General features: G+C 67.5%; 13 protein-coding genes. 5 read left to right on the top strand and 8 right to left on the bottom strand.

Annotated features, from left to right (window positions below; translation table 11 throughout):
• Positions 1-29: 29 nt before the first annotated feature.
• Positions 30-3,398 carry a TonB-dependent receptor gene (locus K8940_RS20635; RefSeq protein ID WP_223391919.1) on the bottom strand — a complete coding sequence of 1,123 codons (3,369 nt, stop codon included), beginning with the start codon at positions 3,396-3,398 and terminating at the stop codon, positions 30-32.
• 505 nt (positions 3,399-3,903) lie between these two features.
• Positions 3,904-5,352: an MFS transporter gene (locus K8940_RS20640; RefSeq protein ID WP_223395930.1), complete on the bottom strand. Its 1,449-nt coding sequence runs from the start codon at positions 5,350-5,352 to the stop codon at positions 3,904-3,906.
• Positions 5,353-5,490: 138 nt separating this feature from the next.
• Here K8940_RS20640 and K8940_RS20645 point away from each other — a divergent pair, with 138 nt between their 5' ends.
• Entirely contained in the window at positions 5,491-6,504 is a 1,014-nt protein-coding gene (locus K8940_RS20645) for a LacI family DNA-binding transcriptional regulator (protein ID WP_223391920.1), read from the top strand.
• A 4-nt stretch (positions 6,505-6,508) separates the two neighbouring features.
• Here the strand turns inward: K8940_RS20645 and K8940_RS20650 are convergent, their stop codons facing one another.
• Together K8940_RS20650 and K8940_RS20655 are read right to left on the bottom strand one after the other, a co-directional pair.
• Positions 6,509-7,423, bottom strand: a complete 915-nt coding sequence (locus tag K8940_RS20650) for a family 43 glycosylhydrolase (protein WP_223391921.1) — start codon at positions 7,421-7,423, stop codon at positions 6,509-6,511.
• 11 nt (positions 7,424-7,434) lie between these two features.
• Positions 7,435-10,650 carry a glycoside hydrolase family 2 TIM barrel-domain containing protein gene (locus K8940_RS20655; RefSeq protein WP_223391922.1) on the bottom strand — a complete coding sequence of 1,072 codons (3,216 nt, stop codon included), beginning with the start codon at positions 10,648-10,650 and terminating at the stop codon, positions 7,435-7,437.
• Positions 10,651-11,110: 460 nt separating this feature from the next.
• Here K8940_RS20655 and K8940_RS20660 point away from each other — a divergent pair, with 460 nt between their 5' ends.
• From K8940_RS20660 to K8940_RS20675, 4 genes are all read left to right on the top strand, one after another.
• Positions 11,111-14,170 (top strand): TonB-dependent receptor, encoded by a 3,060-nt coding sequence (locus K8940_RS20660; RefSeq protein ID WP_223391923.1) that lies wholly within the window; start codon positions 11,111-11,113, stop codon positions 14,168-14,170.
• A gap of 110 nt (positions 14,171-14,280) precedes the next feature.
• A complete protein-coding gene (locus K8940_RS20665; protein WP_223395933.1) occupies positions 14,281-16,824 on the top strand; it encodes a GH92 family glycosyl hydrolase in 2,544 nt (847 codons plus the stop codon).
• Positions 16,825-16,881: 57 nt separating this feature from the next.
• Positions 16,882-19,416 carry a glycosyl hydrolase 115 family protein gene (locus K8940_RS20670; protein ID WP_223391924.1) on the top strand — a complete coding sequence of 845 codons (2,535 nt, stop codon included), beginning with the start codon at positions 16,882-16,884 and terminating at the stop codon, positions 19,414-19,416.
• 8 nt (positions 19,417-19,424) lie between these two features.
• A complete protein-coding gene (locus K8940_RS20675) occupies positions 19,425-20,780 on the top strand; it encodes a glycoside hydrolase family 27 protein (protein ID WP_223391925.1) in 1,356 nt (451 codons plus the stop codon).
• A gap of 135 nt (positions 20,781-20,915) precedes the next feature.
• Here K8940_RS20675 and K8940_RS20680 read toward each other — a convergent pair whose 3' ends face one another.
• From K8940_RS20680 to K8940_RS20695, 4 genes are read right to left on the bottom strand one after another with little or no spacing between them, the layout of a single operon-like run.
• Positions 20,916-23,201, bottom strand: coding sequence for a GH92 family glycosyl hydrolase (locus tag K8940_RS20680; protein ID WP_263285785.1), 2,286 nt, complete (start codon positions 23,199-23,201; stop codon positions 20,916-20,918).
• A gap of 31 nt (positions 23,202-23,232) precedes the next feature.
• Positions 23,233-24,255 (bottom strand): ABC transporter permease, encoded by a 1,023-nt coding sequence (locus K8940_RS20685; RefSeq protein ID WP_223391926.1) that lies wholly within the window; start codon positions 24,253-24,255, stop codon positions 23,233-23,235.
• Positions 24,252-25,793, bottom strand: coding sequence for a sugar ABC transporter ATP-binding protein (locus K8940_RS20690; protein ID WP_223391927.1), 1,542 nt, complete (start codon positions 25,791-25,793; stop codon positions 24,252-24,254). The genes K8940_RS20685 and K8940_RS20690 overlap by 4 nt, the downstream gene beginning before the upstream one ends.
• A gap of 6 nt (positions 25,794-25,799) precedes the next feature.
• Entirely contained in the window at positions 25,800-26,774 is a 975-nt protein-coding gene (locus K8940_RS20695; protein ID WP_223391928.1) for a sugar ABC transporter substrate-binding protein, read from the bottom strand.
• Positions 26,775-26,896: the final 122 nt, after the last annotated feature.

The following is a 26,896-nucleotide window of genomic DNA, read 5'->3' on the forward strand; positions in this document are numbered from 1 at the left end:
CGCGACCGTCGATCGCGGCGCCGTTCCGACTAGTACTTCACACGGACGCCGAACTGGACGCGGCGGTCGTTGCGGATCCAGCCGGTGTCCTTCTTCACGACGGCGGCGTTGGGCGTCAGGCCCGTGTCGCCGAACACCTGCTGCTGGAACACCGAGGTGGTGTTGAGCAGGTTCGAGCCTTCCAGCGAGACTTCGACCTTGCTGTTCACCGACCAGCGGATCGAGCCGTCCAGATAGCCGGCGGCCTTCTGGTAGATCGGCATGCCGATGCAGCAGTCGAGGTTGTTGGTCAGGAAGGACGAGCGCCAGTTGTAGGCCAGGCGCATGGCCAGCGGGCCTTTCTCGTACAGGCCCACGATGTTGTAGGCGTTGTCCGAGATGCCGGCCAAGCGATGGCTGTCCATGACCTGGCCGTTGACCTGCAGGCCGCCGCCGAAGGCGACGGTGCCGCCGGCCGCGTAGCCGGGCTGGTTGGCGAGGTTGGAGTTGCTGATCCCCGATTGCTTGGTGTGGGTCCAGTTGGCCTGGAAGCCCAGACCGCTCCAGATCCCCGGCAGGAAATCGAAGAACGTCTGGTAGGCCAGCTCGAAGCCCTTCAGCTCGCCGCCGCCATTGCCGTTGCGCGGGCCACGGACCAGCACGTTCTGGGTGGAACCGTTGTTGGTGAACGAGCGCAGGAACTCGCCGTAGGCGATGGAGCCATTCAGCTTCTTGTAGAACAGCGCCGCCGTGAACGAGCTCGAAGGCGTGAAGTAGTTCTCGTAGGTCAAGTCGAACTGGTCGGCCGTGATCGGCTTCAGCGCCGCGTAGCCGGAGTCCGCGTTGAACTGGAAATTATAGCCGGCCACGTTGGCCGCCGTGTGCGCGGCCGCCGGGTCCTTCCAGATGATGTACGGCGAGTCCGGCCCGGTGTTGATCGCCGGGCTCTGCACGCCGACGAAGTTGCGCAGCAGGCCGAAGTCCGGACGCGACAGGGCGCGCGAGGCGGCGAAGCGGACGAACTGCTTGTCGGTCAGGCCGAAGCGAACGTTGAAGCTGGGCAGCCAGTTGTCGTGCGTCTGGCCGTAGTCGTTCAGCGCCGAGCCGCCGTTCGAGAAGGCCAGCAGTTCGGGCTTCAGCCAGCACGAGATGTTGGTGACGTTGTTGCCCGACAGCGGCGTGGAGCACGGGATCGCGGCCGCGGTCGCGTACCAGGTGCTGACCGGATAGGCGACGCCGCCCGAACTGGACACGTCGGTGTGGACGTAGCGCAGGCCGACATTCCCCTGGACGGTGACGCCGTCGAAGATCGTGGCGTCCTGGCCGCCGAACCTCAACATGGCGTAGGCCGCCGTGGTCTTCTCCCGCACCTTCAGCATCTCGGGCGCGATGAAGCAGCCCTCGGTGTTGGTGGTGCGCTCGCACAGTGGGGTCCACTGCATGGGCGAGTTGGTGGTCTTGCCCGACAGCGCCTTGATCAGTCCGTCGTGGTCGGCCAGCGTATCCTTGCTCAGGAACACCATGTCGCCGTTGGGGAAGACCTTGCCGTTGTAGAAGTCGCCCAGGCTGTCGACGCTCCAGATGCCCGCGCCGTAGCCCTTGAAGGTGTCGGTGCGGCCGCAGGCGGCCGGGTACGGGGTCGGCGTGGTGTTGTCGATGTTGAAGCCCGGGCCGTTGCAGTTCCACGGCGCGGCCACCGGCGACCAGTTGTAGGTCGAGTAGCGCACGTTCTGCTTCCGGTCGGCGTAGCGCACGCCCACCTTCAGCGAGTTCAGCCAGCCGCCGCCTCCGAAGCTGTATTCGGCGTCGGCGCGCAGGGCCAGTTCCTTGGCGTCGTTGTCCTCGTAGTGGTCCTGGATGAACGGGATCCAGTAGTTGTGCGGGTTGGCCAGACCGCCCGCCGCATAGTTGACGTTCGAGCCCGGCAGCAGGGTGATCTTGGGCGTGCCGTCCTTGTTCACCTCGTACTTGGCGTCGGCCATCGTCCGGTTGGCGACCAGGATGTCGTAGTTGTTGGTGTCGGCCTTGATGTATTGGCTGTCGAAGCTGGTCTTCAGCTTGTCGCTGACATCCCAGTCCAGGTGCATCGAGAAGTCCTTGGTGCCCTCGGAGTGGTTGAAGTTCCGGGCCTGGTTCTCGATGTAGAGGCCTTCGCGCTGGGTGGCGCAGGTCGCGCCCGCGCCGCAGTAGTTGACGAAGGGCAGGCCGGCGACCGCCGAGCCCCGCGCGATGTTGTCGGCCGTGCTGCCGCCCCAGTCGCCGGTCGGCTGGGTCAGGACGCCCGAGGTCAGCATGCCGTCGGCGCCGAAGGTGAAGGCCGGCGTGCCGGCGGCCGGCGCGAGGAAGGCCGTGGTCTGCGGCGAGAAGGCCGGCGAGGCCCAGAGACCGAAGCCGACCACGTTGACGCTGCGCTCGAGCCAGGCGTTCTTGTAGTAGCTGTCGTTGTACTGGGCCGAGAAGCGGACGTTGCCCTCGTTGTTCTCGTACTGGAAGGCCAGGGCCGTGCCGTGGCGCTTCCGGTCGTAGACGACCTGCGAGTAGTTGACCTGGTCGGGGATGAACACCCAGCTCGACCCGCCGTATGGGTTGGCCGTACAGGCGATCGTGCCGTCCGACTTGACGATCGGCTTGCCGCTGGCGTCCTGGTAGCCGGCCGAGCAGAACGTGCCCAGGCGCTGCATCACCACGCCTTCGGTCTGGGTCAGGACGTGCGAGTTGGCGTAGTTGGCCATCAGCCCGACGCGGCCGATGCTGGTGTCCCACGTCTTGGTGATGATGCCCGAGTACTCGTAGGTGACCTTCTCGGACTTGTCGCCGTAGTTGGCCTTGCCGGTGACCGAGATCACCTGGTTCTTGCTGTCGAACGGCAGGCGGGTGCGCAGGTTGACCGTGCCGGCGATGCCGCCCTCGATCATCTCGGCCGTCTGGTTCTTGTAGCTGTCGACGCCGGCCATCAGCTCCGGCGAAATGTCGTTGAAGTTCAGGCCGCGATTGGCGTCGGCCGAGAAGCTGTCGCGGCCGTTGAACTCGGTGCGCACCTGGGTCAGGCCGCGGATCAGCACGCTGGCCGGCTCGGCCGAGAAGTGCGAGCTGTCGTCGCTGGACTGCAGGCGCGAAACGGTGACGCCCGGCACGCGCTGCAGCGCTTCGGCCACGGACTTGTCGGGAAAGGCCCCGATGTCGGTCGCGGTGATCGAGTCGACCACCGTGTCGGAATTCTTCTTGATGGTCTGGGCGGTCTCCAGCGACTTGCGCACGCCGACCACCACGACCTCGTCGACGGTGTCGTCGCCCGGCGCGCTCTTGGCGGTTTCCTGCGCATAGGCCTGGCCGGCCATGCCGACAGCGCACAGCGCCACAAGCGAAACGGTCCCCCGCAGGACAGACTTCCGGCCCGCGCCGAAATCGAACTTCCTCATCCCTCGCTCCCTAACGTCTTGATCGCCCGCGCCTGATCGCGGGTCTCGTGTTCGGTTCACGCCCCCTCACCGATCGAGCGGACGCCTCATCGCTTGTTGTTGCTTGTCCCGGTCGCCCGAACGCGCTTCGTGCTCGCGGCCGGACGCTTGCCCGACGCCCATCGGCGCGGGATCCCTCCTTCGTTTCCCCCGAGAGCATTTTACGCAATTTTTGCGCAACTTCCGGCGCCCCGGATGGCGCGAAGCCATCAGTCGCGGGGCCGCCACACTCTCTTGTTGCGTCGTTTTTGCGCGAATTTGCGCGCCTTGCAATAGCGCCGTTACGGAAAATTACGCAAAATTACGCGCAGTGTCGCGGGAAACACTTGAAGGGCAAGGCTTCGAGATCCGCGTTACGCAAACATGTTGCGCAAATTTTGCGTTGAGCCGATAGTGAGGATCGATGAAGGGGCCGGCCGTCGATCCACGCAAAACCTGCTCCGCCGCCACGACCCGCGGACGGCGTCTAGCCGCGTTCGGCGTGGTCGCGGATGGTCAGGGCCAGGATCGCCCCGACGGCGAAGGCGCCGCCGGCCAGGGCCAGGGCCAGGATCGCCTGGCCGCCCAGCACGCGCGCCACCAGCGGCCCCAGGACGGTGGCGGCCACCATCTGGGGGATCACCAGGAACAGGTTGTGGATGCCCATATAGACGCCCATCTTGCCCGGCGGCACGGCGCTGGAGAGCATGGCGTACGGGGCCGACATGATCGACGCCCAGGCCAGGCCGATGCCGACGATCGGCAGCCACAGCAGCATCGGATCGTCGATCAGCACGAAGCCGGCGAAGCCGACCGCGCCCAGGGCCAGGCAGACGGCGTGGCTGGCGGGGCGGCCGATCCGGCGGGCCAGCAGCGGCAGGGCCAGGGCGGCGATGGCGGCGACGCCGTTGTAGCCGGCGAACAGCACGCCCACCCAGTCGGCCCCGGCGTTGTAGGCGGCCGAGGCGGTGTCGACGGCGTCGTAGTGGCGCGCGGTCACGGCCGGGGTGGCGTAGATCCACAGGGCGAACAGGCCGAACCAGGTGAAGAACTGGACCACCGCCAGGCGCTTCAGCACCTCCGGCATGTGGACGATGTCCTCGACCACCTCCAGCAGGCCGACCGAGCTGCGCCCCCGGCCGCGCTGCCAGCTCGTCGCCAGCTGCGCCGCGCCGAAGATCACGCCCAGGATCGCCAGCACGTAGATCTCGCGCCCCCAGCGCCCGAGGAAGGCGCAGAGACCGACCAGGACCGCGCCCGCGATCCACAGCAAGCCGCTGCGGCGCATCCAGGCCACGGTCTCCGCCGTCGGCGTCCGCGCGGCGATCGCCGGCGCGCCCGAGGACAGGCGCTCGGGCGGGGTCTCGGTGGTGGTGAACACGGTCCACAGCACCGCGACCATCAGGCCGGCCGCGCCGACATAGAAGGCCGCGTGCACGGACGGCGGCAGCACGCCCGGCGCGGCCTGGCCCGAGACGCCGAACCCGTGGGTCAGCAGCCACGGCAGGGCCGAGGCGAACACCGCTCCCGCGCCGATGAAGAACACCTGCATGGCGAAGCCGGCGGTCCGCTGCTGGTCCGGCAGCGAGTCGGCGACGAAGGCCCGGAACGGCTCCATGGCGACATTGATCGAGGCGGTCAGCAGCCACAGCGCCAGGCTGGCGGTGATCACCGTCGGGGCGTTGGGCATCAGGACCAGGGCGACCGCCGTCAGGATCGAGCCGTACAGCAGGTAGGGCCGGCGACGCCCCAGTCGCCCCCAGGTCCGGTCGCTGAGATGGCCGATGATCGGCTGCACCAGCAGGCCCGTGATCGGCGCGGCGATCCACAGGATGGCCAGTTCGTTGACGTCCGCGCCCAGGGTCTGGAAGATCCGGCTGGTGTTGACGTTCTGCAGACCCCACACGATCTGCACGCCAAACAGGCCGCAGCACATGTTCCAGATCTGAAGGAAGCTGAGACGGGCCTTGGCCGGCGGCGGCGACGCGGTCGCGCCCGGGAGGTCTTGCGGCTCTCCTGGCAAAGGCTTTCTTTTCCCCCGGCCCTACGGCCTTTTTCTTATAGTTAGAGCGCGATGGCCGACGATAACAGCAACAACATCACGCTTGAAGACCTCGCCGCCCTGGCGGGGGTTTCCGTCTCGACGGTGTCGCGGGCGCTGAACGACCACCATTCGATCAGTACACGGACCAAACAGAAGATCTGGGCCCTGGCCCGGGAGCGCGGCTACTCGTTCCGGCGCTACATGCCGGCTGCGCCGATCGGCGCCGAGGGGGCGATCGCCATCGTCATGCCGCGCACCCACGGCCGGCCACTGCCGCTGTCGCACCCGTTCTTCCTGGAGCTGCTGGCCAATATCGGCGAGGCCGCCCGCGACCGCGGCTGCGACTTCACCGTCAGTCACACCGCCCCGGCCAACTATGACGACCTCTATCTGGCGGCGACGGCCAGCCGGGCCAACGGCGTGATCTTCCTGGGCCAGGGCGACCTGCACGAGGCCTTCAACCAGTTGGCCGCGACCGACGCCCGCTTCGTGGTCTGGGGCGCCCAGCTGCCCGGCCAGAAATATTGCTCGATCGGGTCGGACAACTTCCTGGGCGGCCGCCGTGCGACGCTTCACCTGGCGCGGCTGGGCCGCAGGCGGATCGTGTTCCTGGGCGAGACCCATCCCGAGGCCGTGCAGCGCCGCGACGGCTATCTGGACGCCCTGCGCGAGAGCGGGCTCGAAGCCGACCCGTCGCTGATCCTGCCCGTCGATTTCGAACTGGAATCGGCCGAGGCGGCCATCAGCCGCCTGCTGCGCCGCAAGGCTTCGTTCGACGCCATCTTCGCCTCGTCCGACCTGATCGCCCTGGGGGCCATCCGCGCCCTGGGCCGGGCGGGCCTGAGCGCGCCCAAGGACGTCTCGGTGGTCGGCTACGACGACATGCTGCTCTCGCGCCTGTCGACCCCGACCCTGACCACCATCAAGCAGGACACCTACAAGGCCGGTCGCCTGCTGGTCTCGCGCATCCTCGACGCCGACGGCGACCATCGGCCGGAATATCTTCCGACCGACCTGATCGTGCGGGAGTCGTGCGGGGCCTGAGCGCCTATTTCGGCTTGATCTCCAGGATCGAACCGTCGGGCCCGTAGGCCAGCGGTTCGATGGCGATCGAGCGCCTGTGGTCGCCGCCGCCGGGCAGCAGGTTGTCGTGATAGAAGAACCACGTCCGCCCCTTGGCCTCGATGATCGCCTGGTGGTTGGTCGAGATCTTCAGATAGTCGAGGATCACGCCGCGATAGGCGTAGGGGCCCGTCGGGCTCTTCGACGTCGCATAGACGATCTGGCCCGGCCAGCCGGTCGAGAAGCTGAAATAGTAGAGCCCCGCGCGCTTGTGGATGAACGGGGCCTCGCCGTACTTCTTCTTCGGGTCCTCGGCCGGGAAGCCGGTGACGACGATATCCTGGATCGGGCCGGCCAGGCTCTTCATGTCCTTGCCCAGCTTGACGATCTTGGGCGCGCGGGTCCCGAAGACCATGTAGGCCTGCCCATCGTCGTCGATCAGCACCTGGGGGTCGATCGGCTCGGCCCCGGCGTTCGCGTCGCGGGCCTTGTCGACCAGGGGCGCGCCGATGGCGTCGGTGAACGGGCCTTCGGGCCTGTCGGCCACCGCCACCCCGATCTTGTCGCCGCCGACCGGAGCGTAGAAGTAGTACTTGCCGTCGCGATAGGCCGCCTCGGGGGCCCAGGCCTTGGCGTCGGGTTTGGCCCACTTGAACACCGTCACGCCCAGGAAGGCGCCGCCGTCCTTCCAGGTCTTCAGGTCCTTGGAGGTGTAGAGCCGCCAGGTGGTCGAGTCCCAGTACTTGCCCGAGTTCGACGCGTCGTCGGTGGCGTAGAGGTAGTAGCCGCCCTTGAAGGCGTGCGGCGACGGGTCGGCGTTGAACCGGGGGCTGATCGGCTCGCCGGCGAACGTCGGACCGGCGACCAGGACCGCCGCGAGCAGCAGGGAAAGACGCTTCATCTCAGGAACTCCTATTGCGGCGGCGTGGCTTGCGCGGGGCGCGCCTTGTCAGGCGTGGCCCTTTCGCCCGCGAATGGTTCGAGGCGGAAGTTGACGCGGGTCGGCTCCAGCTTGGGACGGTACTTCATGTGCGCCAGGCCAAAGCCGTTCCAGGTGGTGTCGCCGCCGATCCCCCACTGGACCGCGTCGACCAGCAGGGTCGCATCGCCGTGCGGGACGATGTCGCTCGACTTCCAGGTCCCGGGCGCGCGGCGATAGAGGTCCTCGTACGGGAAGGCCAGGGCCTGCATCATCAGCGGCTTGTCGCCGGTGACGCGGACGCCACGCCCCTGCCCGCTCAGCTCCATCCAGCGGACGTCGATCTTGTTTCCGGTGTCCTGGGGCCGGATGTAGTCATGGTCCTGGGCGGCCACCGCCCCGCGCCACAGGCCGATTGGAGCCGAGGTGTAGCGGTCGACATAGGTCTCGTGCGGACCGCGTCCGTACCATTCCACCGTCTTCATCGCCTCAGGGACCGTGAACCACAGGCCCACGCGCATCGGGGGCGGCAGGTCGTCCTTCAGCGGGGTCAGATCGCCGGTCACCGCCACCGAGCCGTCGCCGGCCATGGCGTAGGTGGTGGTGAAACGCGCCGCGCCGGCGCCCAGGGCGTGCTCGACGACGATCCGGCCCGCCTTGGCGTCGACGGTCACCGCGCGGGTCTGGCGCTGCTGGGTCATGACCTGCCAGGGACGCTGCATGGCCCCGAGGCCCGTGCCGGCGTCGTTGTCGGTCTCGGCGCGCCAGAAGTTCGGCTGGCCGCCGCGCGCCAACACGACGCCGTCCTTGGCGTAGCTGTCCACCAGGCCCGTCGCGCGATCGATCTTCAGCACGGCCCCGGCGGCCGACAGGGTCACCGCGTCCTTGCCGTCCGTAGCCACCGCCGCGCCCGAGCGGGCCACCTCGATCCTGGCCGAGCCCTTCAGCGCGAACTGCTCCCAGCCGACGACATAGCCTTCGGGCGTCAGCGGAACCGAACCAGCCTTGGCCTTGGCGCGGAGGGTCAGGAAGTATTCCGCCCCCGGCTCGCGCGCGGCCGGCAGCGGCAGGGCGATCGCCTGGCGCTGGCGGGCCTGGGTGGCCAGATCGGGCAGCGCGCCCGAGGCGGCGACGACGCCGTTCGCCTCCAGCACCCACTCGAAGGAAAAGCCCGACAGGTCGCGGAAGTCATGGCGGTTGATGACGGTGACCCGACCGCTGGCCTCGTCGAAGCCCTCGAACTGGATCGGCGACATGACCTTCTGAGCTTCGTAGACCTGGGGATTGGCGGTGCGATCCGACTGGATCAGGCCGTCGCCGAACTCGATCTCGCCCCCGGGGTTGGGCCCGTACTCGCCGCCGTCGCCCCAATAGCGGCGACCATCCTTGGCGTAGCGGTACATCGACTGGTCGACCCAGTCCCAGATGAAGCCGCCCTGCAGCTTGTCGTACCTGTAGATGGTGTCCCAGTAGTCCTTGAGATTGCCGCCGGAATTGCCCTGCATGTGGGCGTACTCACACTGGATCATCGGCTGGGTGCGCGTGGGATCGGTCGCCCAGTCCACCATCTTGGTCACGTCGTCGTACATCGGGGCGTAGATGTCGACATAGGTGTTGGGCACGTGCTCCCAGGGCCGCGCGCCCCAGCCCAGGTACGAGATCAGACGCGAGGGATCGCGCTTGCGGGCGGCCGCGGCGGCCTTCTCGAAGTTCTGGCCGATGCCAGCTTCGTTGCCGAGGGACCAGAAGATCACCGAGGGGTGGTTCTTGTCGCGTTCGACCATGTTCAGCACGCGGCTGACATGGGCGCCCTCCCAGGCCGGATCGAAGCCGATCTGGCGCTTGTCGCGCTGGGACGGATCGGCGTTGCCGTAGCCCATATAGGCGTGGCTCTCGATGTCGGCCTCGTCCATGACATAGAGGCCGTACTCGTCGGCCAGGGCGTACCAGAGCTCGGCGTTGGGGTAGTGAGAGGTGCGCACGGCGTTGATGTTGTTGCGCTTCATCAGTTCGATGTCGCGGCGCATCGAGGCTTCGGAGATGACGTGGAAGGTCTCCGGGTCGTGCTCGTGGCGATTGACGCCGCGGATGACGATGGGCTTGCCGTTGACGGCGACGCGGCCGTCCTTGATCTCGACGGTGCGGAAGCCGATGCGCTGCGGCGTGGCCTGCAGGACCTGGCCCTTGGCGTCGAGGACCTCGACCAGCAGGGTGTAGAGGTTGGGTGTCTCGGCGGTCCATTGGCGCACGCCGGGGACGGAGGCCGACAGGGTTTCGGTCCTGGCCGCGCCGGCGGCGACCTTGCTCTCCTTGGTGAGGACGGTCTTGTCGCCGTCCAGCAGGGTCATGCGGACGGTGACCGGCTGGTCCCTTTTCGTCAGCTGGACGTCGGTCGCCAGCACCCCGTCCTTGTAGGCCTTGTCGAGGCCGGCATGGACGAAGAGGTCGGTCAGCCGCGTCTTCGGGACCGCCTTCAGATAGACCGACCGCTCGATGCCCGAGACCCGCCAGAAGTCCTGGTCCTCCAGGTAGGACCCGTCCGACCAGCGGTGGATCTGGATGGCCACCGTGTTGGCCTTGCCCGGCGTCAGCAGGGGCGTGACATCGAACTCGCTGGGCAGCTTGGAGTCCTCTGAGTACCCCGCCTCCTGGCCGTTGACCCAGACCCGATAGGCCGAGCCGGCCGCGCCGATGTGCAGGATGACGTCCTGGCCCGACCAGCCCGCGGGGATCTCGAAGGTGCGCCGATAGTTGCCGACCGGATTGGTCGCGTGCGGGATCAGCGGACGATTGGCCGGGAACGGATAGGTGATGTTGTTGTAGCGCGGCTGGTCGTAGCCCTCGGTCTGCCACATGGCCGGGACCTTGATGGTCTTCCAACCGGAGACGTCATAGTCGGGCTTCTCGAAGCCGTCCGGGACCGCGTCCGACGAGGGCGAGAAGCTGAAGCTCCACTGGCCGTCCAGGGTCTGGTAGCGGGCCGACTGGGTCGCATCGCCGGCCAGGGCCGCCGCGCGGCTCTCGAAAGCGAAGTGCGTCGCGCTGGCCGCCAGCTTGCCCCGCGCATAGACCGCCGGGTTCTCCCAGTCCGGCCGCGAGGCGTCCACCTGCACCGGCTGGACCTGGATTTCCTCGGCCTGGACGGCGAAGCCGATCCCCAGGCCGTTCATGGCCAGTCCAGCGACGCCCGCCAGCAAACCCCGCCTCATACCCTTCATCCCTACGCTTCCTCGTCCCGGTCGAAGGTCAGCCCGCGACCATTTGTGCATTCGTTTTCGCGTCGCGGTCACGCTAAGCCAAGACCTCGGATTCAGCGCGGCGCCAGCCCCGCCAACGTCCGCGACCGGCGCCGCGCCACCTATGCGACGCCATGGTTCCGGTAACACAACCTTGGCCGCTCTTTTGGCCTGACCACTTCGGGAACGCGAAAAATAATTTCTAACGTAAGGTTGTGAGAAAATATACTAACTAAACCAATTTAATGTAAAAAACCTCATGTAATCAATTAAGTAGCCGGCATGTTGCATATTGGCAGCACGGAAACGTTGTCGTCAATCTTATTCGTCAGACAAATTGAACGAACCGTCCTGACCTGTTATCGCTAAAGAGGTCAGGCCAATAATCCGCCAGCCAAGGCGGTGAAAAAGACAACAAGGAGGAGGGAATATCGTGAGCCCCAATATCAGCCCCGCGCGCGTCCTGAAGATCGCGCTTCTATCCGCCACCGTGATCGGGGGGCTGCCCGCCGTCGCCGCCGCGCAAGACGCCGCCGCGAACCCGAGCGACACCCTGGAAGCGGTCGTCGTGACCGGCTTCAAGCAGAGCTACGCCAACGCGGTCCGCTCCAAGAAGGCGGCCATCGAAATCACCGACGGCATTTCGTCGGACGGCCTGGGCCGCTTCCCGGACCTGAACGTCGGCGAGGCGCTGCAGCGCATTCCGGGCGTGCAGATCAACCGCGAGGCCGAGGGCCGCGACGCCACCATCAACCTGCGCGGCATGCCGGGCGAATACGCCCGCACCACGCTGAACGGCCAGTCGTTCGCCGGCCCCGCGCTGCTGCGCGACAACCAGGGCTCGCCGCTGGGCGCCTTCAATTCGGATATCTTCTCGGCCTTCGTGATCGCCAAGTCGCCGATGGCCAACACCACCTCGGGCGGCCTTTCCGGCAATGTCGACCTGCAGATCGCCCCGGCGCTGTCGCGCAAGGACGGCGGCTTCATGAAGGGGTCGTACGAGTACAACACCCTGGGTAACCTGGGCGCGCCGGCCGGCACCATCGGCTACAACAAGCACCTGACGGACGACCTCGCGGTGTTCGGGACGCTGGCGTACAAGAAGGAAAACTTCCGCCGCGATACGGTCCGCCTGAACAGCTACGACTATCTGACGTCGGCCATGACGGGCCTGACGCCGACCCAGTTCAACGCCACCTATGGCCAGTACTTCTCGGCCACGGCCTGCCCGACCAGCGCCACCTCGTACTGCCGCTCGCTGGGCCAGGCGCTGGGCCTGACGCAGGCGCAGGTCGACGCGGCCGGCTACGTCACCAGCAACACCGGCTCCAAGAGCAAGAACGGCGTCTGGGCCAACAGCCAGATCCGCCAATACACCCGCATGAACGTCGGCAAGGTCTGGTCGGGTTCGGCCGGCGTCGAGTGGAAGCCCAACGACAACACCAAGGTCGGCCTGATCGGCTTCTTCACCGACCGCAACCTGCCCGACACGACCCAGTATTTCCTGATCAACACCGTCCTGCCGTCGTCGACGGCCGGGGCGGGCACGGTGATCAGCCCGACGGGCACGCCGATCCAGACCAACGACGGCCGCTACCTGTACCAGAGCTACACGTTCAACAACATGAACGCGCTGTCCTCGACGCGCCTCTATTCGCAGCGCCAGAAGTCGGACGGCGTGCTGGGCAATGTGGAGTGGAGCAACGACGACTGGCGCATCACCGGCGCCCTGACCCTCTCGTCGGGCTCCAACGCCTCGGTCGAGACCGAAGTCGACGTCGCCAACTACACCCGCGCGGGCGGCAACGGCGTCTCGGGCTCGCTGACCACCGGCCTCGATGACATCGGCAACTTCAAGTATGTGACCACGCCGTCGCCGCAGAACTCGATCACCACCGGCCAGACCTGGACCTGGGGCGGCGCCAGCGACCCGACGGCGTTCTACAACAACGGCTCGAAGGCCAACTCGACCAACCAGATCCAGATCCAGGGCACCGAGAGCTTCGCCAAGAACGAGCTGAACAGCGCGGCGTTCGATGTCGAGCGCTTCGTCAAGTTCGGGCCGGTCAAGAGCATCCAGGGCGGCGTGCGCCTGGAGCGCGAGAAGTACGTGTCGACCGGCTACCGCGTCTACGCCTATGGCGCGCAGTTGCAGAACATCACGTCGAGCATGATGGTCACCGCGCCCTTCGTCGACGACTTCATGGGCGGCACGGCCGGCGACTACAATCGCAACTGGCAGGTCCTGAACGTTCGCGACTTCCTGAACGCGGTCCGTCCGGTCACGGCCTATCAGGGCGGCGGCCTGTCGACCCAGGGCTTCAACATCCAGTACGCCGACAGCAGCTACTACGACAAGAACTTCACCAACAAGAACGATATCAATCAGTTCTACATCCAGGCGAAGTACGACACCGAGATCTTTGGCCACGGCGTGCGCGGCAACTTCGGCGGCCGCTACGAAGACACCAAGAACACCATCACGACCCTGGACCGCACCACCGCGCCGACCGACTCGATCGGCTCGGCCACGGCGTTCAAGACCGACGTCTACGTCAACAAGTACGACTACTTCCTGCCGTCGGCGATCTTCGTGGCCGACGTCACCGACGACCTGATCCTGCGCGGCGCCTACTACAAGACCTATGTCCGTCCGCACCCGCGCCAGTACTCGCCGTCGACCAAGGTCAGCCCGGCCCAGATCCTCAACAGCAGCCTGACCTCGGGCACCGTGAGCGTCTACGACGTCTCGGTGCAGATCGGTAACAACAAGCTGAAGCCGTACCTGGCCGAGTCCTTCGACCTGTCGCTGGAGTGGTACAACCGCCCCAACGGCCTGGTCTCGCTGGCCTATTTCCGCAAGAACATCACCGGCCGCGTCGCCACGACGACCGATCCGTCGATCATCTGTCCGGCGGACGGCTCGACCTGGGGCTTCGGCGCCCTGTCGTGGGATGGCACCTACTGCAACGCCACCAGCCTGAGCAGCGCCACCAAGCAGGTGCACGTCAACGCCAGCGGCGCCTACAACCTCGACAAGCCGACCACCGTCGAGGGCGTCGAGTTCAACATCCAGCAGAACCTCGATTTCCTGCCGGGCTTCTGGAAGAACTTCGGCGGCAGCTTCAACTACGCCTACACGACGTCGAAGAGCCCGGCGATCGCCCCGTTCCCGGGCATCTCCAAGCACAACGTCAACGTCATCGGCTACTACGAGACGCCGAAGTACGGCGTGCGGATGGTCTACAACTACCGCTCGGACTACGGGCTGAACGCCAACGGCACCTACAGCGGCGGCTCGCGCTCGGTGAAGCCGCGCGGCCAGCTGGACATGTCCGCCTCGTACAACGTCACCGACAACTTCACCCTGTCGCTGGACGCCTACAACCTCACCGACGCGGTCCGCTTCGAATACGAGAACGATTACCAGGTCTCGCGTTGGGTCGACTACGACGGCCGCACCTTCACCCTGACGGCGCGCGCCACCTTCTGATCTTCACTTCCCCTGTGAAGCCACTTGATAGCCGGTCCATTCGTGGACCGGCTATGTTTTCGAGACCTCGGAGGATTCTGATGCCGGACCGTCGCACGCGCCTTTCGCCCATGCTGGTTCTGGCCACGGTCTTGATGACCTCCTCCTCCGCGCTGGCGCAAAGCGCCGCGCTCTATGCCCAACCCGTCCTGACCGTCGGCCTCGGCGACGACAACGAGGGCGACACCATTCCCGGGCCCACCCTGCCCAACGGCTCCATCCACCCCTCGCCCGAGACCCCCAAGCCCAGCAACGCCGGCTACAACGCCGCCGAGCCGATCAGCGGCTTCGCCCAGTTGCATTCGCAGGGGTCGGGCGGCGTCACCACCTACGGGACGTTCCTGCTGTCGCCCCAGGTCGGCGAGGCCCAGTTCGACGAGGCCGCCCACCTGTCGCCCAAGGCCGACGAGGTCCTGGCCGCCGACCAGTATTCGGTCCTGCTGGCGCGCTACGGCGTGCGCGCCGCGGTCACCCCCGCCCACTATTCGGCGATCTATCGCCTCGACTATCCGGCCACGGACAAGGCCCAGCTGGTCTTCGACGTCACGCGCAAGGTCGGCGGCCTGGTGGCCTCGGACCAGGCGGACGTGAAGCTCTATCCCGCCGAGGGCAAGATCGTCGGCCATGTGAAGGCCAAGGGCTACTGGAACCCGGCCCTGATCGACATCTGGTTCGTGGCCAAGTTCGACCAGGCGCCGACCGCCTGGGGCGTCTTCGACAAGGATCAGCGCCGCGCCGGCGCGACCGAGGGCAAGACCGGCTCCGACGAGCGCCTGGGCTCGTGGCTGACCTTCAAGACCACCGCCGGCAAGCCGCTGCTGGTCAAGATCGCGGTGTCGTTCACCAGCGCCGAGACGGCCGAGGCCTTGCTGGATCGCGAGATCCCCGACTGGAACTACGACGGCGTCCGCCAGGGGGCCCAGGCCGCCTGGAACGACCGGTTGGGCGAGATCGAGGTCTCCGGCCTTTCGGACGCCGAGACCCGCCGGTTCTACACCGCCTTCTACCACGCCTCGACCCATCCCCGGGATCGCGGCCTGGACCAGCCGGCCAAGGAGCTGGGCCGCCCGAACTGGGACGATCACTACACCCTGTGGGACACCTACCGGACGCTATTCCCGCTGATGTCGGTGCTGCGCCCCAGCCAGTATGCGGCGAACATCAATTCGCTGATCCACACCTTCGACAAGTTCGGCGCGGCCGACACGGCGATCATCGGCGGCCAGAACTATCACGTCGGCCAGGGCGGCGATGAGGTCGACAACGTGCTGGGCGAGGCCGCCCTGCGTGGCGCGACGGGCGTCGACTGGAACGACGCCTGGCGGGTGACCCACTTCAACGCCTTCGAGCGCCGCCGGCCGCGCTATCTGGAAAGCGGCTGGTTCGGCGTCGGCGACCTCAGCCCCGAGCCCAACAACCAGCGCGCCAAGTCCGGCTCCTCGACCCTGGGCTTCGCGCTCAACGACTATTTCGCCGCCCAGGTCGCGGCCAAGGCGGGCAAGGCCGACGAAGCCGCCAAGCTGACCGAGCGCTCGCAGAACTGGCGCAAGATCTTCAATCCGGACACCGAGAGCGACGGCTTCAAGGGCTTCCTGATGCCGCGCTATCCGGACGGCAAGTTCCAGGACATCGATCCGAAGCTGGGCTGGGATGGCAAGGTCCACAACAATGTCGGCTACTACGAGGGCACCGCCTGGATCTATTCCTACGGCGTGCTGCACGACCTGCCGGGCCTGGTCGAGGCCATGGGCGGGCGGGTGCGCTTCAACGAGCGTCTGAACCACGCCCTGGACGCCGGCCTGATCGACATCACCAACGAGCCGTCGTTCGCCACGCCCTGGCTGTTCCACGCCCTGGGCCGTGCGGACCTGTCGTCGTACTGGGCCGGGCAGGTGTTCAAGCACTTCACACCCACCGCCTATCCGGGCGACGAGGACGCCGGGGCGATGAGCTCCAACTATGTCTTCAACCGCCTGGGCCTGTTCCCCAAGCTGGCCAGCGATATGTTCTACCTGCACGGCCCGCGCCATCCGCGCAGCGTGTTGCACCTGGAAGGCGGCAAGACGCTGGAGATCCTGGCGGCCAACGCCGGCGTCGATCGTCCCTACATCGCCAGCGCCAGCCTGAACGGAAGGCCGCTGGCCGGTCCGTTCGTCTCGCAAGCCCAGTTGCTGGCCGGCGGGACGCTGAACTTCACGATGAGCGCCACGCCCGGCCAATGGGCCTATGACGGCGCGGTGCTGAAGGTCGAGACCGATGTCCCGACCCTGGTCGACGGCAAGACCTCGACGGTCTGGACCGCCTCGGCCGGCCAGTCGGCGGTGTTCGCCCGCCCGGCGGCGACCTGCCTGAAGGCCTACACCGTCAGCGTCGGCGCGGCCAAAGACAATGGGGAAGCCGATCCCACGGCCTGGCGCTTCAGCGGCTTCGACGGCAAGCGCTGGGTCAAGCTGGACGAGCGACGCGGCGAGCGCTTCGAGCATCGCCACGCCACGAAGACCTACGATCTGAAAGCCAAGGCCTATGCCCGCTATCGGCTGGAGCTGACCAAGGGCAAGGCCGTCCAGGTCGCGGAAGTCGAACTGATCGCGGCGGATCCGTCCGCCTGCCGTTGATCTTGGCCGCGCGTCTTCTAGCGTAGCCTTGTGTGTTGAGTGCGAGGGAGTGTGCCGATGAAGTGGGTCCAACTGGCGACCGTGAGCGCCTGCGCGCTGACCCTGGCGCTGGGTGCGACGACCGGCGCCCATGCGGCCAAGCCCCTCACGCGAACCGCCGCCGAGGCCGAGCCGATCTTCGCTGACAGCGCCGCGCGCGGCGGCTTCGTGCTGGTCGCGCCGGGCAGCATCCCGACCATCGTCGTCGATCCGGCCGACGCCGCCGTCGTCCGCCACGCGGCTGACGACCTGGCCGACGACATCAGGACCGTGACCGGACAATCGGTAAGCGTCGCGGCGACGCCCGCCGGCAAGACCGCCATCCTGGTCGGCACGCTGGGATCCAGCCCGCTGATCGATCGGCTGGTCGCGGCCAGGAAGGTCGACGTCTCGCGCCTGAAGGGCGCGTGGGAAAGCTTCGTCATCGCCACGGTCGACCGTCCCCTGCCCGGCGTCGACAAGGCCCTGGTGGTGATCGGCAGCGACCGGCGCGGGACGGCCTTCGGAACCTACGAGGTCGCCCAAGGCATGGGCGTCTCGCCCTGGGCCTGGTGGGCCGACATCACGCCCCAGCATCGGGACACGCTGGTGGTCCGGGCGGGCGTCCATCGCTTCGGCCCGCCGTCGGTCAAGTACCGGGGCGTCTTCGTCAATGACGAGGACTGGGGCCTCTATCCGTGGGCGGAGAAGACCTTCGATCCCGAGCGCGGCGACATCGGCCCCAAGACCTATCGCAAGATCTTCACCCTGCTGCTGCGGCTGAAGGCCAACACCCTGTGGCCGGCCATGCACCACACGACCGCGCCGTTCAACTCCGACCCGGCCAACGCCAAGCTGGCCGAGGAGTATGGCATCGTCATGGGCTCGTCCCACGCCGAGGCCATGCTGCGCAACAATGTCGGCGAGTGGAAAGACGACCCGGCCAAGTTCAACTACGCGACCAATCCCGAGGGCGTGAAGGCCTATTGGGAAGAGCGCGCCAAGCTAAACGGGCCCTATGAGAGCCTGTGGACCCTGGGCATGCGCGGCATCCACGACACCGGCATGGTCGGCCCCAAGACCATGCAGGAGAAGGTCGCCCTGCTGGACAAGATCATCGGCGACCAGCGCGAGATCCTGAGCAAGGACGTCTCGCCGGAGGTCACCAAGGTCCCGCAGATCTTCGTGCCCTACAAGGAGGTGCTGGAGATCTATCGCTCGGGCGTGAAGGTCCCCGACGACGTCACCATCGTCTGGCCCGACGACAATTTCGGCTACATCCGCCAGTTCGCCAGCCGCGAGGAGGCCAATCGCAAGGGCGGGGCCGGGGTCTATTATCACCTCTCGTATCTGGGCTTCCCGTTGTCGTACCTGTGGCTGAGCACCACGCCGCCGGCCCTGGTCCAGGAGGAGATGACCCACGCGTTCGATACCGGCGCGCGCAATGTCTGGGTCGCCAACATCGGCGACATCAAACCAGCCGAGATCGGGACCAGCCACTTCCTGGAGATGGCCTGGGACATCGACCGCTGGCGCGGCAAGAGCCAGCGCCAGTTCCTGGAAGACTGGAGCCGCCGCGCCTTCGGCCCGGCCCTGGCCGGCAAGACCGCCGAGCTGATGGATCGCTACTACCGCCTGAACTTCGAGCGCCGCCCCGAGCATCTGGAGTGGCTGCCCAAGGCCGAGAGCCGGCACCTGTCCGACTACACGCCTGACGAGGTCAACGACCGCCTGCGGGCTTTCCGCAAGCTGGTCGCCGAGACCAAGGCGGCCAGCGCCCAGGTCTCGCCGTCGCAGGCCGACGCCTGGTTCGAGCTGGTCGAGTTCCCGATCCGCGTCTCCGCCGCCGCCAACGTCCGGTTCTTCGCCGCCGAGCGCTACAACGAGCTGATCGACAACGAGCAGGCCATGGCCCGTTCGGCCGGCGGCGCGGCGGTCGAGGCCCAGGCCGAGATCACGGCGCTGACCGAGAAGTTCAACACCCAGATCGCCGGCGGCAAGTGGCGCTGGCTGATGCCCGAGGAGCCGGCCGACAGCCAGTGGCGCATCTACCGCGCCCGCCCGGTGCCGATGCCCGGCGGCGGCCTGATCGCCGATCCGGCCAAGTTCCTGGCCGTGGTCGACGGCAATGCGCCGGCCAATTCCCCGATCACCGAGGCCGAAAGCTTCACGTCCAACACCGGCTGGCGGCTGGTCGAGGGTGTGGGCCGGGGTCAGGGCGTGATGATCGCCGACAAGCCCGGCGCGACCCTGACGTTCAGTCTCGACGTCGCCTCGGACGGCCGCAGCGTCCAGTTGGGCGTGCTGCCGATCTTCCCGGACGGCCAGGGCCAGGAGATCGCCGTGGACGTCGGCATCGACGGCGCCGCGCCCCAGCGGGTCAGCTGGCCGCGCGCGGTCGGCTCGCCGGCCTGGGCGCAAGGCGTGCTGGACAACCTGCTGAAGGCCACCGCCGGCCCCGTGCTTTCGCCGGGCCGCCACACCGTCACCGTCACCGCCCGAACGGGTCGCGTCGCGCTGGACCAGCTGCGCCTGGCCACGCCCGAGGTGATCCCGACCCACGAGAACCACTAGGAGCGCCGATGACCTCGACCCTCAGCCGTCGCGGCCTGCTGGGCGCGTCCGCGGCCTTGACCGCCGCCCTCCCCGCCGTCGCGGCGACCAGGAAGGCCGCGCCGAAGAAGAAGCCGCTGCTGGCCCCGACCCCGCCGATGGGCTGGAACAGCTGGAACAGCTTCGCCACCACGATCAACGAGGCTCAGACCCTGGAACAAGCCGGGATCATGGCCCGCGAGCTGCTGCCCGCCGGCTACGACATCCTGACCGTCGACATCCAATGGTACGAGCCCGGCGCCAGCAGCTACGAATACGCCGCCAAGCCCGTCCCGACGATGGACGACCACGGCCGCCTGCTGCCCGCCCCCAACCGCTTCCCGTCCAGCGCCGGCGGCAAGGGCTTCAAGCCCCTGGCCGACAAGGTCCGCGGCCTGGGCCTGCGCTTTGGCGTCCACCTGATGCGCGGCGCCCCGCGCCTGGCGGTCGAGCAGGGGTTGAAGGTGCTGGGGACCGACATCCCGATCGCCGACATCGTCGACAGGCGCAGCATCTGCTCGTGGAACCCCGACATGTACGGGGTGGATATGACGAAGCCCGGCGCCCAGGCCTATTACGACAGTGTCTTCAAGCTGCTGGCCTCGTGGGGCGTGGATTTCGTCAAGGTCGACGACCTCTCGCGCCCCTATGACGCCCACGCGGCCGAGATCGAGGGCATCCACCGCGCCATCGGCCGTACGGGCCGGCCGATGATCCTGTCGATGTCGCCGGGCGAGACCCCGGTCGTGCGCGGCGCCCACGCCAAGGCCCACGCCCAGATGTGGCGCATCTCCGACGACTTCTGGGACGACTGGAAGATGCTGGACGCCCAGTTCACGCGGCTGGAGAACTGGTCGCCCTATATCGGCGACGGCGGCTGGCCCGACGCCGACATGCTGCCGCTGGGCCGCCTGGCCCTGGGCGAGCGCGACACCAAGTTCACGCCGGACGAACAGCGCACCCTGATGACCCTGTGGTCGATCGCCCGCTCGCCGCTGATCATGGGCGGCGACCTGCGCCACCTGGACGCCCCGACCAAGGCGCTGCTGACCAATCCCGAGGTCCTCGCGGTCAACCAGGCTTCCAGCGGCAACCGCCCGCACTTCGTAGAGGACGGCGTCCGCGTCTGGACGGCGAAGGCCAAGAACAGCGACAGCTACCTGGCGCTGTTCAACACCGGCGGCAAGCCGCGCGAGGTGGGCGTGGACCTGAAGACCGTCGGCCTGCCGGCTTCGGTCGCGGTGCGGGATCTGTGGGTGCGGAGCGAGGCCGGGCGGGTGACGGGCCGGTTCGCGGTGGAACTACCGGCGCATGGCTCGGGACTTTACCGGTTGGCCTCGCGCTAACCCCCAACACCGCTCATCCCCGCGAAAGCGGGGACCCAAGCCGAGTCTGGTAACCAGGGCTCGGCGCCCCAGCTCCCACCGCCACTTGGGTCCCCGCTTTCGCGGGGATGAGCGGATAGAGAGTCAGCGTAGAGTCTACTGCCCGTTCGGCGGCGCCTGGAACGTCGCCGCCCAGGCCGAGGGCTTGTCGCCCATGGTCAGCTCCAGCACCCCGCCCTTGGCCAGTTCGTCGTGGGTGATCCAGGCGCGGTCGATGGCCTTGCCGTTCAGCTTCGCCGCCGTGACATAGCGGTTGGCCTCCGAGGCCGCGGGCGCGGAGACCACGAAGGTCTTGCCGCCCTCGAGCGCCACCACGCTGCGCGTGAACAGGGGCGAGGCGATGTAGTAGTAGGGCTGGCCAGCATTCGGATAGAGGCCGATGGCGTTCCAGACATACCAACTGCTCATCGCCCCGGCGTCGTCATTGCCCGGCAGGCCCGTGCGGCTGAGCTTGTAGTGCTTGGCCATCAGCGTCCGCGCGATCTCGTCCGTTCGATCGGGACGGCCGGCGTGGATGTAGAGATACGGCGCCAGGATATCGGGCTCGTTGCCCTGCGAGTAGTGGCCGTCGAACAGGTGGTCCAGCCACGCGACGAAGCCCTTGGCTCCGCCCGTCTTGGCCATCAGCCCGGCCACGTCCTGCGGCACATAGGTCGAGTACTGCAGCGAATTGCCCTCGTAGAACACCGCGTCCCACCAGGGCCCCGAGCGGTCGGGATACTCGTAGGTGCAGCTGTAGTTCTCGACCCACTCGCCGTTCGGATAGCGCGGGCGCACGCAGCCCAGGTTGTCGTCCCAGATGTTCTTCCAGTTGCCGGCGCGGGCGAAGTAGCGCTTGGCGTCGTCCGTCTTGCCCATCGCCTTGGCCACCACGCCAATGGCGTAGTCGTCATAGGCGTATTCCAGGGTCCGTGAGGCCGAGCGGGTCTGCGTAAACGGCACATAGCCCAGCTTCAGATAGTCTTTCAGCACCCGCCCCTGCAGGAAGGGCTGGTCGCTGTCGACCTCGGCGTTCTTCTTGAGCGCCTCATAGGCCAGGTGCAGGTCGAAGCCACCGAGCTTCTTGACCACCGCGTCGGCCACCAGGATGTCGCCGTTCGAGCCGCCCTGGGTCATGCCATTGGCCCCGGCGATACGGGAGTCCGGCATCCAGCCGGTGTGCTTGTAGGTGTCGATCAGCGAACGGAGCATGTCCCGTTGCCGTTGCGGCTGGATCACCGTCAGCAACGGATGCAGCGTCCGGAAGGTGTCCCACAGGGTGTAGAAGTCCTCGTAGTGCGGCTCGTCCGATTTCCACCAGACGTTCTCGCCGCTGAGGTCGTGCGGCATGGTGTGGCTGCGGTAGAGCGCCGAGTAGAAGATCCGCTGCTGTTCGTCGCTGCCGCCCTCGACCTTGATCTTGGCCAGGGCGTCGCCCCATTGGCCCTCGGCCGCCTTGCGGACCGCGTCGAAGTCCCAGCTGGGCATTTCCTCGGCCAGGTTGGCGCGGGCCTGGTCGGCGCTGATGAACGACACGGCCAGCTTCATCTGGACCTGTTGGTTGCTGGTCGTGTCGAAGGTCAGATAGGCGCCGAGGCGGTTCGAGAACTCCTGCTCGGTGTCGTACTCGATCATCAGGCCCTGGCGGTTGGCCGCGCTCTTGACCTGGACGCCGCCCTCGCTGGCGCCGACGCCGGGCTTGGTCTCCATCCAGCCCTGCCCGGCCTTCCAGGCCCCGAAGGCCTTGGCCCGGCGATCGGTGACCGCATGGAAATAGAGGGTGTAGGGCGCGGGGTTCCAGCCGCCCTCGACCGTGACCTCGCCGGAGAGGGTGTGGTCGTCGATCAGCTGGACCTTGGCCAGCCTGACGCGCTGGCCGCGCCCGCGCATGGCGACCACCGAGCTGACGTCGAAGATCAGCTGGCTCTCGGCCGCGGCCGGATAGGTCAGGCGCTGGAAGCCGACCCGGCGCGAGGCGGTCAGCTCGACCTCGATGCGCTCGGCGTCGGTGTTGCCCAGGCCCACGGCGTAGTAGCCCGGCGCGGCGCGCTCATTGGTCTTGCCGAAGTGCAGGTGGTTGACCCGCAGCGGACCGACCGCCGGCGTGACGCGGAAGTTGCCGTACTTGCCCGAGCCGCCCGTGCCGCTGACGTGGGTGTAGGAGAAGCCCATGATCGGGCTCTTGGAGTCGTAGCCGTGGGTGTCGGCGTTGGTGGTGTCGGGGCTCAGCGACACGAAGCCGAACGGCACGCCCGCGCCCGGCACGGTGTTGCCGCCGGTGACCCCGCCGCCGTCGGTGCCGACGAACGGATCGACCTTTCCGATCAGATCGCTCTGAGCCCGCGCGCTGAAGGGAAGCACGACCAGGGCCGCGCCCAGAAGAAGGGCTCGAAAGGAACGCATCGGCGCCATCCTGAATGGGGCCCGCTACGCGTCAGGCCTTGTGAGTACGGGCGTAGTGGTCGAAGGCGACGGCGGCGACAATGATCAGGCCGATCACCACCTGCTGGAAGTACGAGGTGACGTGCATGATGACTAGACCATTCGACAGGACGCCTATCAGAAGGGCGCCCAGGACGGTGCCGCCGACATTGCCCGAGCCGCCGGTCAGGCTGGCGCCGCCGATCACCACCGAGGCGATGACCCGCAGCTCGTAGCCCGTGCCGGCCACGGCCTCGGCCGAGCCCAGGCGCGCCGACAGCAGGAAGCCCGACAGGCCGGCGAGGGCCCCGATCACCGCGTAGACGCTGGTGACGATGAAGTCGACGTTCACGCCCGACAGCCGCGCGGCCTCGGCGTTGCCGCCGACGGCGTAGATCTGCCGGCCGTAGCGGGTGTAGCGCAGCACCATGTGGCCGACGATCGCGACCAGGGCGAAGACCACGATCGGCACGGGGACGAACAGGATCTCGCCCGTGCCCCACCAGCGATAGGCCTCGTCGAAGCCCGAGATCGGCCCGCCGTCGTTCAGCAACAGGGTCGCCCCACGCCAGACGGTCATGCCGCCCAGGGTGACGATGAAGGCCGGCACGTGCAGCCAGGTCACCGCCTTGCCCTGGATCAGGCCGCCCAGCAGACCGACCAGGCTGGAGACGGCCAGGGCGACGAACCAGGTCGCCGGTCCGGCGCCGACCACCGCCGTCACCACATAGGCCGCCGCGATCGAGGCGAAGGCCAGCAGCGAGCCGACCGCGACGTCGATTCCGCCGATCAGGATCACATAGGTCATGCCGACCGCGATGATCCCGTAGATCGACACCTCGCTCAGGATGTTCAGGGCGTTGCGCACCGTCAGGAAGCGCTCGTTGACGGTCCCGAAGACGGCGATCAGCAGCAGCAGGAACAGGATCGTCCGGTGCTTGCGCGCGAAAGCCAGCAGGTCGAAGCGGCGTCCAGGCGGCGGGACAGCCTGCCGCTGGGCGGCGGGATCGGGGGTGAAGGTCGGGGAAGCGGTCATTGGGGACGGTGTTCCATTGCCGGCGCCGGCGGCGCGCCGGTCGCCATGTAGGCCATCAGGCCCTCTTCAGTGGCCGCCTCGGCGTCGAGATCGGCGACGACCGCGCCCTCGCGGAAGACGACGATGCGGTCGGCCACGGCCATGACCTCGGCCAGTTCGGACGAGATGACGACGATCGCCACGCCCTGGGCCGCCAGGTCCGACAGCACCTGGTGCACCTCGGCCTTGGCCCCGATATCGATGCCGCGGGTGGGCTCGTCGACGATCAGCACGCGCGGGGTCAGGGCCATGGAACGCCCCAGCAGAACCTTCTGCTGGTTGCCGCCCGACAGCTTGCCGATCGCGGTCTCCTGGTCGGCCATCTTGATGCGCAGCTTCTGGCGATAGGTCTCGACCAGGTCGCGCTCGGCCGCCTCGTCGACCCATTGGCCCAGGGCGCTGATGGGCTTCAGCGCCGGCAGGCTGAGATTGTGGCGGATGGAGTGATCGAGGAAGCAACCCTGCTGCTTGCGGTCCTCGGGCACCAGCATGACCCCGGCCTTGATGGCGTCACGCGGCGACTTCAGCTTCAGCGGCTTATCGTCCAGGCGGATCGAGCCGCTGGCGATGGCGTCGGCGCCGAAGATCAGCCGCGCCAGGTCCGTGCGACCGGCCCCGACCAGGCCCGCCAGGCCGACGATCTCGCCGGCGCGGACCTCCAGACTGATGTCCTTCAGATAGCCGGGCGCGGCGATGCGCGGCCGGCGGGGCGTGACCTTCTCGACCTTCAGCACCACGCGGCCGGGCTGGCCCGTGCGGGCGCGGCGGACGAACTCGACGTGGCGGCCGACCATCAGCCGGACCATGTCGGCGACCTCGACCTCGGCGACGTCGCCGCTGGCCGCCCAGCGACCGTCGCGCATCACCGTGTAGCGGTCGCACATGGCCTTCACCTCGGCCAGGCGGTGCGAGACGTAGATGACGCTGATCCCGCGCGCCTTCAGGCCCGCGATGATGGCGTGCAGGCGGTCGACCTCGCGACTGGAGAGGGCGGCGGTCGGCTCATCCATGATGATCAGGCGGGCGTTCAGGGTCATCGCCTTGGCGATCTCGACCATCTGCTGCTCGGCCACGGTCAGGCGGCGGACCATCTCGTCGGGATCCAGCGGCAGGCCCAGTTCGTCGAGCAGCACCTGGGCGTCGGCGCGCAGCCGGCTCCAGTCGATCAGGCCCAGCCGCTTGGGCTCGCGGCCCAGGAACATGTTCTCGGCGACGGTCAGCTCGGGAAACAGGTTGAATTCCTGGTAGATCGTGGCGATGCCCAGCTGCTGGCGGCGCAGCGGCGTATCGCGCGGATCCAGCACCTGGCCGTCGAAGGTCACCGTCCCTTCGTCGGCCGCGTGGGCCGCCGACAGGATCTTGATCAGGGTCGACTTACCCGCGCCGTTCTCGCCAAGCAGGGCATGCACTTCACCGGCCCCGACCCGCAGCCGGACCTGGTCGAGGGCCAGCACGCCGGGAAAGCGCTTGCTGACCTGGCTGACGTCCAGAAGGGTCATGGCGACCTACTTCACCTCGGCGATGCGCGAGGCTTCGGCGAGGTTGGCGCTGGTGATCAGCACGGGGGTCAGGCTGACGCTCTTGGGCGCCGCGCCGGTCTTGATCTTGTCCACCGCCTGGCGAAGGGCCGTGCGGATCTGCTGGCCCGGGTTCTGTTCGACGGAGGCGACCATCTCTCCGGCCTTGATGCGGGCCAGGGCCTCGGGAATGGCGTCGAAGCCCAGAACCTTGATGCGGTTGGGCGGGAAGCCCGCCGCGCGCACCGCCTCCAGCGCGCCCATGGCCATGTCGTCGTTCAGGCACAGGATCACGTCGGGCGGGTTGTCGTGCATCGAGGTCAGCACGTTCTGGGTCACCGTCAGGGCCTGGTCGCGCTTGGAGTTGGCGGTCTGCTCGGTGACGATCTTGAAGCCCGCGCCGCCGGCCGCCAGGCCCTCGTGCACGCCTTTCACCCGCTCGATCGAGCTGGAGCTGCCGGGGTCGTTGGTGATCACCACCACGCGCGCGCCGCCTGGATAGGTCCTGACGACCCAGTCGGCCATGGCGCGGCCGCCGGCCACGTTGTCGGCCCCGACGTGCGGGACCGGCGCCTTGGACCCGGCGATGTTGCGGTCGACCGAGATCACCGCCACGCCCTGTTCGGCCAGCTCGTCGGCGGCCGTCGCCAGGGCCTTGGAATCCGTGGGCGCGACGATCACCACCTTGGCGCCCTGCACGGCGGCGGCCTCGAGGTCGGCGATCTGTTTGGAAGAATTGTTCTGGGCGTCCAGCACCTGGACCTTCACACCCAACTTGGTCGCCTCGTCTTCCAGCTCGCGGCGCATGGCCACGAAGAAGGGCTGGGACAGGTCGTTGAAGCTGACCACGATCTCGGATGCGCCCGCGCCGCCGCGCGAACAGGCGCCCAGCAGGCCCGCCGACATCCCGAGGCCGGCGGCCAGGCCGAAAAAGCGTCGGCGCGACGGCGGGGGGCGGGTCATGCTCTCTTCCTCTCCACGAACGATTATGCGGGCGTCGAGCGCCCCTGTTTTTTGGAAGGGTGCATGGAAGGTAAATTCCATGTCAAGGAGAATGAGAAAAGTCTTTTCATTATTTCCGCCCC

Origin of the sequence: Caulobacter segnis (genome assembly GCF_019931575.1) — a bacterium.
Lineage (GTDB): Bacteria > Pseudomonadota > Alphaproteobacteria > Caulobacterales > Caulobacteraceae > Caulobacter > Caulobacter segnis_C.

Bases quoted from the DNA above. Each gene is read 5' to 3' on its own strand.
- K8940_RS20645 (WP_223391920.1), top strand. From the start codon at position 5,491: ATGGCCGACGATAACAGCAACAACATCACGCTTGAAGACCTCGCCGCC.
- K8940_RS20635 (WP_223391919.1), bottom strand. From the start codon at position 3,398: ATGAGGAAGTTCGATTTCGGCGCGGGCCGGAAGTCTGTCCTGCGGGGG.
- K8940_RS20670 (WP_223391924.1), top strand. From the start codon at position 16,882: ATGAAGTGGGTCCAACTGGCGACCGTGAGCGCCTGCGCGCTGACCCTG.
- K8940_RS20640 (WP_223395930.1), bottom strand. From the start codon at position 5,352: ATGTGCTGCGGCCTGTTTGGCGTGCAGATCGTGTGGGGTCTGCAGAAC.
- K8940_RS20655 (WP_223391922.1), bottom strand. From the start codon at position 10,650: ATGAGGCGGGGTTTGCTGGCGGGCGTCGCTGGACTGGCCATGAACGGC.
- K8940_RS20665 (WP_223395933.1), top strand. From the start codon at position 14,281: ATGCTGGTTCTGGCCACGGTCTTGATGACCTCCTCCTCCGCGCTGGCG.
- K8940_RS20675 (WP_223391925.1), top strand. From the start codon at position 19,425: ATGACCTCGACCCTCAGCCGTCGCGGCCTGCTGGGCGCGTCCGCGGCC.
- K8940_RS20695 (WP_223391928.1), bottom strand. From the start codon at position 26,774: ATGACCCGCCCCCCGCCGTCGCGCCGACGCTTTTTCGGCCTGGCCGCC.
- K8940_RS20680 (WP_263285785.1), bottom strand. From the start codon at position 23,201: ATGCGTTCCTTTCGAGCCCTTCTTCTGGGCGCGGCCCTGGTCGTGCTT.
- K8940_RS20685 (WP_223391926.1), bottom strand. From the start codon at position 24,255: ATGACCGCTTCCCCGACCTTCACCCCCGATCCCGCCGCCCAGCGGCAG.
- K8940_RS20690 (WP_223391927.1), bottom strand. From the start codon at position 25,793: ATGACCCTTCTGGACGTCAGCCAGGTCAGCAAGCGCTTTCCCGGCGTG.
- K8940_RS20650 (WP_223391921.1), bottom strand. From the start codon at position 7,423: ATGAAGCGTCTTTCCCTGCTGCTCGCGGCGGTCCTGGTCGCCGGTCCG.